General features: G+C 62.1%; 7 protein-coding genes and 5 pseudogenes. 9 read left to right on the top strand and 3 right to left on the bottom strand.

Annotated features, from left to right (window positions below; translation table 11 throughout):
• Nucleotides 1-429, bottom strand: a 429-nt coding sequence (locus MSIMFI_RS16225; RefSeq protein ID WP_191497953.1) for a PE family protein, incomplete at its 3' end; no start/stop codon positions are given.
• Between the two features lie 57 nt (nucleotides 430-486).
• Between MSIMFI_RS16225 and MSIMFI_RS30040 the strand changes: the two are divergent.
• The 4 pseudogenes from MSIMFI_RS30040 to MSIMFI_RS28225 all read left to right on the top strand — a co-directional run.
• Nucleotides 487-765: pseudogene (locus MSIMFI_RS30040) on the top strand (PPE domain-containing protein); the annotation flags it as partial.
• A 75-nt stretch (nucleotides 766-840) separates the two neighbouring features.
• Nucleotides 841-1,410, top strand: a pseudogene (locus MSIMFI_RS30035) (PPE family protein); the annotation flags it as partial.
• Nucleotides 1,411-3,240: 1,830 nt separating this feature from the next.
• Nucleotides 3,241-3,810: pseudogene (locus tag MSIMFI_RS29710) on the top strand (PPE family protein); the annotation flags it as partial.
• Between the two features lie 1,826 nt (nucleotides 3,811-5,636).
• Nucleotides 5,637-5,735, top strand: a pseudogene (locus MSIMFI_RS28225) (hypothetical protein); the annotation flags it as partial.
• Here MSIMFI_RS28225 and MSIMFI_RS16210 read toward each other — a convergent pair.
• Nucleotides 5,718-6,288, bottom strand: a pseudogene (locus tag MSIMFI_RS16210) (cytochrome P450); the annotation flags it as partial. The pseudogenes MSIMFI_RS28225 and MSIMFI_RS16210 sit on opposite strands and share 18 nt — an antisense overlap.
• Before the next feature lie 269 nt (nucleotides 6,289-6,557).
• Here MSIMFI_RS16210 and MSIMFI_RS16205 point away from each other — a divergent pair.
• Nucleotides 6,558-6,863 carry a hypothetical protein gene (locus tag MSIMFI_RS16205; protein ID WP_224770213.1) on the top strand — a complete coding sequence of 102 codons (306 nt, stop codon included), beginning with the start codon at nucleotides 6,558-6,560 and terminating at the stop codon, nucleotides 6,861-6,863.
• An 8-nt stretch (nucleotides 6,864-6,871) separates the two neighbouring features.
• Complete coding sequence (locus MSIMFI_RS16200) at nucleotides 6,872-7,171, top strand: type II toxin-antitoxin system PemK/MazF family toxin (protein ID WP_224770212.1); 300 nt, start codon at nucleotides 6,872-6,874, stop codon at nucleotides 7,169-7,171.
• A 166-nt stretch (nucleotides 7,172-7,337) separates the two neighbouring features.
• Here the strand turns inward: MSIMFI_RS16200 and MSIMFI_RS16195 are convergent, their stop codons facing one another.
• Nucleotides 7,338-7,682, bottom strand: a complete 345-nt coding sequence (locus MSIMFI_RS16195) for a hypothetical protein (protein WP_191497949.1) — start codon at nucleotides 7,680-7,682, stop codon at nucleotides 7,338-7,340.
• 146 nt (nucleotides 7,683-7,828) lie between these two features.
• On the opposite strand from MSIMFI_RS16195, the gene MSIMFI_RS16190 reads away from it, so the two are divergent.
• The 3 genes from MSIMFI_RS16190 to MSIMFI_RS16180 all read left to right on the top strand — a co-directional run bounded on the left by MSIMFI_RS16190 (nucleotide 7,829) and on the right by MSIMFI_RS16180 (nucleotide 9,118).
• The gene (locus MSIMFI_RS16190) at nucleotides 7,829-7,996 is read left to right on the top strand and encodes a hypothetical protein (protein ID WP_191497948.1); all 168 of its coding nucleotides are present in this window, start codon (nucleotides 7,829-7,831) and stop codon (nucleotides 7,994-7,996) included.
• Nucleotides 7,997-8,197: 201 nt separating this feature from the next.
• The gene (locus MSIMFI_RS29280; protein ID WP_318187398.1) at nucleotides 8,198-8,506 is read left to right on the top strand and encodes an amidohydrolase family protein; all 309 of its coding nucleotides are present in this window, start codon (nucleotides 8,198-8,200) and stop codon (nucleotides 8,504-8,506) included.
• 45 nt (nucleotides 8,507-8,551) lie between these two features.
• Nucleotides 8,552-9,118, top strand: a complete 567-nt coding sequence (locus MSIMFI_RS16180; RefSeq protein WP_191497947.1) for a TetR/AcrR family transcriptional regulator — start codon at nucleotides 8,552-8,554, stop codon at nucleotides 9,116-9,118.
• Nucleotides 9,119-9,307: the final 189 nt, after the last annotated feature.

Genomic DNA, 9,307 nt, shown 5'->3' with positions numbered 1-9,307 from the left:
GCCCATCAGCAGCCCGCCGGCCCCGCCCACGCCGCCGGGGGTGGTCGCGTCGGCGCCATTGCCGATCAGCGGACGCCCCAGCAATGCCATAGCCTGCGCATTAGCCACCGCGAGCAGGTCTTCTCCGAAAGCCTGCAGCGACGGTGCGGCGGCAGCCTCCGCGACCGCGTACGCGGCCCCCGCACCGGTCAAGTTCCGCATGAATTGGTCGCCAACCGCTGCGACCTGCCTGGCCACCGCCTGGTAATCGCCCGCGTGCTGGGCGAACAAGGCCGCGATGGCCAACGACACCTCGTCCTGGGCCGCCGCGATTACGCCCGTCGTCGCCGGTAGTGCCGCAGCAGTACCCGCGTTCAACGCAGAGTTGATAGCGCTGAGACCAGCCGCAGCGTCCGCCAGTGCTTCCGGTGCGGCGAAGACGAACGACATAGATGTCCCATTCTCAAGGTGCGGAATCGGCGATTACGGAAGCCTATACCATAAAGTATGTTATGGTCCTTGCTTAGCCCAAACAGATGGTCCCTAGTCGGCCCAAATGTTAGAAGCCAGTCCGCCGTTCGTCCTCGCTGCGAAAGCGGAGAAGCCCGCCGCGACCCGCAGGAGTGTTGTGCGATGAACTTTCAACTTCTACCGCCTGAGATAACTTCGATGCAGATGTTCAGCGGTTTGGGCCCGGAGCCGCTGTTGGCGGCCGCGGGGGGCTGGAGCGATCTGGCCAGCGAATTGAATTCGGCGGCAGTTTCTTTCGAGTCGGTGACGTCCGGGCTGGTGACCGAGGCCNCCGTTCGTCCTCGCTGCGAAAGCGGAGAAGCCCGCCGCGACCCGCAGGAGTGTTGTGCGATGAACTTTCAACTTCTACCGCCTGAGATAACTTCGATGCAGATGTTCAGCGGTTGGGGCCCGGAGCCGCTGTTGGCGGCCGCGGGGGGCTGGAGCGATCTGGCCAGCGAATTGAATTCGGCGGCAGTTTCTTTCGAGTCGGTGACGTCCGGGCTGGTGCCCGAGGCCTGGCAGGGTGCGGCGGCCAGTGCGATGACGGCCGCCGCCGCTCCCTACCGAGCGTGGCTGAGCGCGGCCAGCACGCACGCCGATACGGCGGCGAACCTGGCCCGCGCGGCGGCGACGGCGTTCGAGGCTGCCCAGGCGGCCACGGTGTTCCCGGCCGCTATCAGCGCCAACCGCAACCGGCTGGTATCGCTGATGATGTCGAACCTATTCGGGTTCAACGCCCCGGCCATCGCGGCCGCCGAGGCCGAATACGAGTTGATGTGGGCCCAGGACATCGCCGCGATGCTGGGCTATCACGGCGAGGCTTCGGCGATCGCCGCGGCATTGACGCCGATTGTCCAGCCGTTAGCCAACATCGCCAACGCGCCGGCCCAGGCGGTCGGCGCACTGGCTTCGGCCGTGGCCCCGCAGCCGTCCGGGCCGCAGCCCGCCGTTGCGGTGAGCCTGCCCGAACTGACCATACCGCCGATCCAGATCCCTAATTTCCAGCTGCCGTCAGTCAATCTTCTGAATTTGAATTTCTCCGACCTTACGTTGCCCGGGATTAAAATTCCGCAGATAAGTGTGAGTGGTTTTTCCTTGCCGCCGGTGTCGCTAAACATGTCGGCAAGTTCGTTGACAATACCGTCATTCACCTTCCCCGGATTCACGTCGCCGGGGATAACTCTCGGTGGATTCAGTACGCCGCAGCTGGCCACGGCCCCACTCGTGCTGCCCTCGGTCGCCATACCCGCCGGCGGATTCTGGATCCCGTCGGGCGGCGCGAACATACCCGCCAATATAGGCCAGCTGACGAGTCATCTTCCCTCGCTCAACTACATGAGCGTGGTAATACATGGCGTGCCGCAGATACTGTTCGATACGAAAATATGGCCAGTCAATGTTATCGACCTGGAACTACCGTCCACCATCTATATCAACTTCGCCCTCCAGGTATTGGGACCGACGGCGACACCCGGCATCTACATAGGCGACTTCAACCTGAGCACCGGACAATTCACCGGAAATACCGGCTTCGTCCTGCCCCCGATCCAGGTTTCCGGGTTGAGCATCCCGGAGATATCCATTCCCGCGTTCCAAACCCCAGAGATCACCCTGACGAATCCCGGTCTGACGATCGACATCGGATCGATCGGTATCTCGGAGAGCACGCTGGGACCGATTATCGTTCCCCCGATCAGCATCGGGCAATTCCAGATCCCGCAGATCTCCGTCCCCGGCATCGAAATCGGCGCGTTCACCACCCCGGGCCCGATCGTCGGCACCGGCTCGCTGGACATCGGCCTGTTCGACCTGATCCCACGTATCGGCATCGACTGGACGAATCCGTTCGAGGGGATCATCAATCCTCCCCCCAGCGGCCCCTACCTAGGGCCACTGGAGACGCCGGAAATCAGCGTCGCTATCGACGTGCCCCAAATAAACATTCCGCCGATCGCGATACCGCCGATGAGCCTCGGCGCGGTATCCATACCTCCGATAAGCCTGTCACCGTTCAACTTGGGTCAGATTTCGATACCCAACATCCAGGTGAACGGTGTCACTATCGGTGAGATCAGCGTGCCCAATGTCACCATCACCCCAACCCTGCCCAGCATCTCGGTCGGCCCCTTCACAGTGCCCTCGGTCTCGGTGAGCAACTTCAGTCTGCCCACGATCAGCTTCCCGAAATTGACGACGCCCGCGATATCGATCTACAACCCGTCCAATCCAGTGAACACCTTCGGAATCACCCTCGAGTCCTATGCATTCGTCGACCTAACCGGGTCAAGAATTACGATCGTCCCCAATCCTTTCACCACACTGATACAGTTCGGGGTTCCCGCAACCCAAATCCCGCCTCTGCAAATAGTGAACCCGGTCAATGCCAGCAACCCGGTCAGCTTTGTGATCGACGGCGCGGTCAATGCCATGACCCTGGGGCAGATCACAGTGGACGGTTTCAACCTGGCACTCAACGGCCCGGCCATACAGTTGGCAGACATCCTCGTCAGCCCCATCAATTTGGATGCCTTCAACACTCCGCCGGTGACCGTGTCACCCATTGCGGTCGGACCGGGCACCGGCTTCAATCTGCCGCAAATCGGCCTCAGCGGTATTCAGCTCGGCGGCTTCACCACCCCCGGCATTGCCATTCCGCCCATCAACGTGGCCCAGACAATCCTGCCAAGCTTCACCTTGATTCCGGCCATACCTCTGTAGCCAGTCTGCGACCCGCAGGAGTGTTGTGCGATGAACTTTCAACTTCTACCGCCTGAGATAACTTCGATGCGGATGTTCAGCGGTTTGGGCCCGGAGCCGCTGTTGGCGGCCGCGGGGGGCTGGAGCGATCTGGCCAGCGAATTGAATTCGGCGGCAGTTTCTTTCGAGTCGGTGACGTCCGGGCTGGTGACCGAGGCCTGGCAGGGTGCGGCGGCCAGTGCGATGACGGCCGCCGCCGCTCCCTACCGAGCGTGGCTGAGCGCGGCCAGCACGCACGCCGATACCGCGGCGAACTTGGCCCGCGCGGCGGCGACGGCGTTCGAGGCTGCCCAGGCGGCCACGGTGTTCCCGGCCGCTATCAGCGCCAACCGCAACCGGCTGGTATCGCTGATGATGTCGAACCTATTCGGGTTCAACGCCCCGGCCATCGCGGCCGCCGAGGCCGAATACGAGTTGATGTGGGCCCAGGACATCGCCGCGATGCTGGGCTATCACGGCGAGGCTTCGGCGATCGCCGCGGCATTGACGCCGATTGTCCAGCCGTTAGCCAACATCGCCAACGCGCCGGCCCAGGCGGTCGGCGCACTGGCTTCGGCCGTGGCCCCGCGGCCGCCCGGGCCGCAGCCCGCCGTTGCGGTGAGCCTGCCCGAACTGACCATACCGCCGATCCAGATCCCTAATTTCCAGCTGCCGTCAGTCAATCTTCTGAATTTGAATTTCTCCGACCTTACGTTGCCCGGGATTAAAATTCCGCAGATAAGTGTGAGTGGTTTTTCCTTGCCGCCGGTGTCGCTAAACATGTCGGCAAGTTCGTTGACAATACCGTCATTCACCTTCCCCGGATTCACGTCGCCGGGGATAACTCTCGGTGGATTCAGTACGCCGCAGCTGGCCACGGCCCCACTCGTGCTGCCCTCGGTCGCCATACCCGCCGGCGGATTCTGGATCCCGTCGGGCGGCGCGAACATACCCGCCAATATAGGCCAGCTGACGAGTCATCTTCCCTCGCTCAACTACATGAGCGTGGTAATACATGGCGTGCCGCAGATACTGTTCGATACGAAAATATGGCCAGTCAATGTTATCGACCTGGAACTACCGTCCACCATCTATATCAACTTCGCCCTCCAGGTATTGGGACCGACGGCGACACCCGGCATCTACATAGGCGACTTCAACCTGAGCACCGGACAATTCACCGGAAATACCGGCTTCGTCCTGCCCCCGATCCAGGTTTCCGGGTTGAGCATCCCGGAGATATCCATTCCCGCGTTCCAAACCCCAGAGATCACCCTGACGAATCCCGGTCTGACGATCGACATCGGATCGATCGGTATCTCGGAGAGCACGCTGGGACCGATTATCGTTCCCCCGATCAGCATCGGGCAATTCCAGATCCCGCAGATCTCCGTCCCCGGCATCGAAATCGGCGCGTTCACCACCCCGGGCCCGATCGTCGGCACCGGCTCGCTGGACATCGGCCTGTTCGACCTGATCCCACGTATCGGCATCGACTGGACGAATCCGTTCGAGGGGATCATCAATCCTCCCCCCAGCGGCCCCTACCTAGGGCCACTGGAGACGCCGGAAATCAGCGTCGCTATCGACGTGCCCCAAATAAACATTCCGCCGATCGCGATACCGCCGATGAGCCTCGGCGCGGTATCCATACCTCCGATAAGCCTGTCACCGTTCAACTTGGGTCAGATTTCGATACCCAACATCCAGGTGAACGGTGTCACTATCGGTGAGATCAGCGTGCCCAACGTCACCATCACCCCAACCCTGCCCAGCATCTCGGTTGGGCCCTTCACGGTACCCTCGGTCTCGGTGAGCAACTTCAGTCTGCCCACGATCAGCTTCCCGAAATTGACGACGCCCGCGATATCGATCTACAACCCGACCAATCCAGTGAACACCTTCGGAATCGACATCAGGACCTATGCATTCATCGACCTATCCGGGTCAAGGCTAGCGTTTGTCCCCACTCCTTTCACCACACTGATACATTTCGGGGTTCCCGCAACCCAAATCCCGCCTCTGCAAATAGTGAACCCGGTCAATGCCTCCAACCCGGTCAGCTTTGTGATCGACGGCGCGGTCAATGCCATGACCCTGGGGCAGATCACAGTGGACGGTTTCAACCTGGCACTCAACGGCCCGGCCATACAGTTGGCAGACATCCTCGTCAGCCCCATCAATTTGGATGCCTTCAACACTCCGCCGGTGACCGTGCCGCCCATTGCGGTCGGACCGGGCACCGGCTTCAATCTGCCGCAAATCGGCCTCAGCGGTATTCAGCTCGGCGGCTTCACCACCCCCGGCATTGCCATTCCGCCCATCAACGTGGCCCAGACAATCCTGCCAAGCTTCACCTTGATTCCGGCCATACCTCTATAACCAGTCAGCACCGGTCGACTCCTGCCGACACGATCGAGAAGCGGCCGCCCAGCGGAAGCTCCGGGCTGATGCTCGCGATGGGGCCCGGATTCTGCGCCGAGCTCGTGCTACTGCGCTGGCACTGAATCGCGGACTTCGACCGTCAGGCCTGGCCGCGGGCTGAGCGCGGCGAAGTTGGCGGCCCGGATACGTTGAGCGGGCAGCCTTAATGTGGTTCGCGCGACCAGCCGGGCCAGCATCGCCGTCATTTCGGTGATGACCATCACCGACCCGATGCACCGGTGCGAACCGCCGCTGAACGGAATGAATTCATGGGGTGCGGGTTTGTGGTAGTCCGGCGCTGCTGAGTCCCATCGCTGCGGACGAAATTCGGTTGGCTCCGGCCATAACTCGGGAATCCGGTGGGGACGTAGGCGCTGAAGGCGATCATGCGCCCCGCGCGGATCCGGTGCCCGTTGAACCGAAGATCGCGCATTACCCGGCGGCCCGAGATGACCCCGGGTGGGTAAGCCGAAGTGTCTCGTGCACAATGCCGTTCAGATACGTCAGGGCGGGGAGGTCTGCGGCGGTCGGAGTTCGACCGCTGAGCACCCGTGCCACCTCGGCGGCCGCGGTGTCCCAAGCGCCGGGCAACAGCGTGTAGGTGGCCCAGGCCAGTGCGCCGCTGTTGGTGTCATGGCGAACGGACGACGGAGCTGTATTCGACTGAAACACAACGATACTGGTTGGTTACTCCGGCTCACTTGTCCGCAATCAAGATTCCAGCGAAGGTATCTCTCTTGCCTGACTCCCCCTCTATGTAGGCCTCTCCGAGGATTACCGAGATGACGAAAGCGAGGCGCATTTCGAGAGAACCTCAGCGGGCCCGCTTGGAGCCTTCCGCAGCCTACGAGTGCACCATATAATGCGCTTGTTTATGCACTTAATAGCAGTGTAGGATATGTGTCATGAGTAAGCGAGTGAGCCTGATCCTCAAAGACGCCGATGAAGCAGTGGTCGCGCCGTATCTCAGCGAAGGCTCCGCGTCGTTCGAGGTGCTGCGCCAGTGGGCGAGTCAACGAGGCGGGAGCGACATCAAATCCGAAGCCGGCGCGCTTCGCGCACTGCTCCAGGCCGGGGCTGAAGCGCTCCGTGAACGCGTCCTCGACGCCGGATACGCCCAACTGGCCGCGGAGTTCAACAGCGAACCCGCCCGCGCCGAGCGGCAGGCGGCACGGGACCGCTACGCGCGCAGGACCGAGGCCGGTCTGTGAATCGCGGGATGCGGAGCCAGACATACCGAGTGGACCTCGGGCACGGCTCGAAGCCCTGGGTGGTCCTCAGCAACAACTCGCGGAACAGGAATCTGGACACGGTCTTGGCGGCTCGGATCACGACGACGAGCAAGAATGCGCACGTACCTACAGTGGTGCCCTTGATCGACGCCGACCCTCTCGTCGGGTTCGTCCTGGTCGACGACATCGTGCAGCTCTACCACGATGAACTCACCGAATCCCTCGGCATCCTTTCTCCACCGACAATGCAGGAAATCAGTAGAGCTCTCCGGATAGCACTCCCCTGAATGCACAGTCCGGAGGGAACGTACGACCCCAGAAGCACAGGAACAGGGGCATGAGCGACTACCACTACGATGCCTTCCCGGCGCAGCTCGAAGGCGCGACCGGGAAATAATTGGTGAGTCCCCGTTACTGGTTCCACTTGATCTGTCCCCGCCGTTCGAGCCGTGGTTATGCGAGTTGAGGGATCGAATAGGTGGAACCTGCGGTGATGATGAGCTGCGACTGCGCCGAGGTAGGGCCGACACGCCACGAGATAGTCCGGGCTGGGTCCACGAACGGTTCACCGCGACCTCCACCGAGCTCGGGTTCGGCCCTGTGGTGATCCGCCTGCAGTGGTCGGCGCTGGCCAAGGTGGCCGCGCTGGCCGGGCTGGCTGCCGAGCGGCTGACCCATCCGGTGATCGATGAGCAGCGAAAAGCGTTGATGGCCGCGATAACTCGTTACCGACCCGGCAGCCACGGCACCAAGGCGCTGAGCGCGGCGCTGTTCGGTGCGCAGACCACTTTGTTCCACCTCGGCGTCCTGGACACCGCGCCCCGCAAAACAGCCCAGACCGCTCGGCCGAGCGGGTCGCCCAGTGGGCAGCGGTCCCACCCAGGCTGGGGCCACCCTCACCGGCTACATCGCCCAGACCCGGCTGTCTGCCGCGGGCCTCGACAATGGTGCGCGTCGAGGGCGTGCTGCGCGAGTTCGCCGGCTGGCTGGCCGTCAATGCCCCCGAGGTGCTCTGCGTCGCCGACCTGCGTCGGGCGCACACTGAGGCCGCTGCACCTGTCTACCCGGCCCACCGCCGATCCGAATCGATGACAATTACCGTAACGAACTAATGGCGCGGGACATTAGTTGGCCACCAGCTAGGGATCGCCTGTTGAACTCAGCGCGCGCTATACCATACGTTTTGGTATTCTATTGGGGCTTAGGCGCGCCTACCACGATATGCGGATCCACTCGGCCCTCCTTGGAGTGCCCAACCTTGCGCAGCGCAGTCTTCCTTATCTGGGGTGCCCCTGATGGTGGACACGTAACTGGTGGGACTGCTGGTCCCGCGGGAAGGATGTCCGTATGTCGGGCCAAAGCGTCGCAAGTACACCCCGCGTCGCAAGTACACCCCGGAGTTTCCGTCATCCGCCGACGGCCGCCGTAAATCAGTTCGCGACCAACTGCGGAGGTGTTACTACGACGTCGCGTTGTCAGCAGACCCGGCGGCACTGCGCCTGGCCGCCGACGTTGTCGGGCCAGATCGACTGCTCTACGGGAGCGATTTCCCTTACTCCTGGGAGTTTCATTGTTCGCAACCGGAAGAACTGGGAAGGACCATTGGTGTCGGCGACCGATGACAAAGCGGCTCGGCTTTTCGATTCCCGGTCTGATTGCATGTAAGGATGCCAAAGGAGCAGAAGCGGACTTCGACCGCTACGACGAAGGACGCGTGGTTGCGGGTCGGCTACGCGATCCTGGCCGACGAAGGCTTCAAGGCCCTCAAGATCGATAACCTCACCGCGCAACTCGGGGTGACCAAAGGTAGCTTCTACTGGCACTTCACCGACATGGCTGCCTATAAGGCGGCGCTGGTGGCGAATTGGGCTCAGTGGCGAGACGACGACCACCAACAACTCAAGGACCTGGCGGCCCTCGAACCTCGGGCGCGGCTGATCGAGATGATGTCGTTCTTGGTGAGTCCACGCTTCTGGATGCTGGAACGCGCCATGCGCGAGTGGGCACGGTCGAACCCGCAAGCTGCTGCCAGCGTCGGTTCGTCCGATCGTCGCACTCGCCTTGCCGTGCGTCAGGCGTTCCTCGACCACGGGTTCGACGCACAGACAGCCGAACAACGGGCCAACTGGACGTTCGCCTTCGGAATTGGCGCGCTGCACCTGTCAAAATCCATACGCTCGCATGTTGCGGTCGCCGATCGCGAAGATCTTGTCGAATTCATGCTGCGCCCCTGATTCTCTGAATCCCATGTGCTTACGCGACTGATCCCAAACGCTGCCCTCCGGATCGGGCCCCGCAGTGGCAACATCATTTTGTCGGGTAGGACATGCTAGTTCGGCTTTTCTCCGCTAAGTCATTCGACGGTGTTGCGGGAGAGAGCTTTTCGGCACGCCTTCGGCCGGCTAGTGCGGGCCGACCAGTCG

It is taken from the genome of Mycobacterium simulans (assembly GCF_900232995.1).
Lineage (GTDB): Bacteria > Actinomycetota > Actinomycetes > Mycobacteriales > Mycobacteriaceae > Mycobacterium > Mycobacterium simulans.
This window is presented reverse-complemented; position numbering and strand designations above follow the sequence as displayed.

What these genes read in the sequence shown, in the direction of transcription:
- MSIMFI_RS16205 (WP_224770213.1), top strand. Translation starts at nt 6,558, where the DNA reads ATGAGTAAGCGAGTGAGCCTGATCCTCAAAGACGCCGATGAAGCAGTG.
- MSIMFI_RS16200 (WP_224770212.1), top strand. Translation starts at nt 6,872, where the DNA reads ATGCGGAGCCAGACATACCGAGTGGACCTCGGGCACGGCTCGAAGCCC.
- MSIMFI_RS16190 (WP_191497948.1), top strand. Translation starts at nt 7,829, where the DNA reads ATGGTGCGCGTCGAGGGCGTGCTGCGCGAGTTCGCCGGCTGGCTGGCC.
- MSIMFI_RS16180 (WP_191497947.1), top strand. Translation starts at nt 8,552, where the DNA reads ATGCCAAAGGAGCAGAAGCGGACTTCGACCGCTACGACGAAGGACGCG.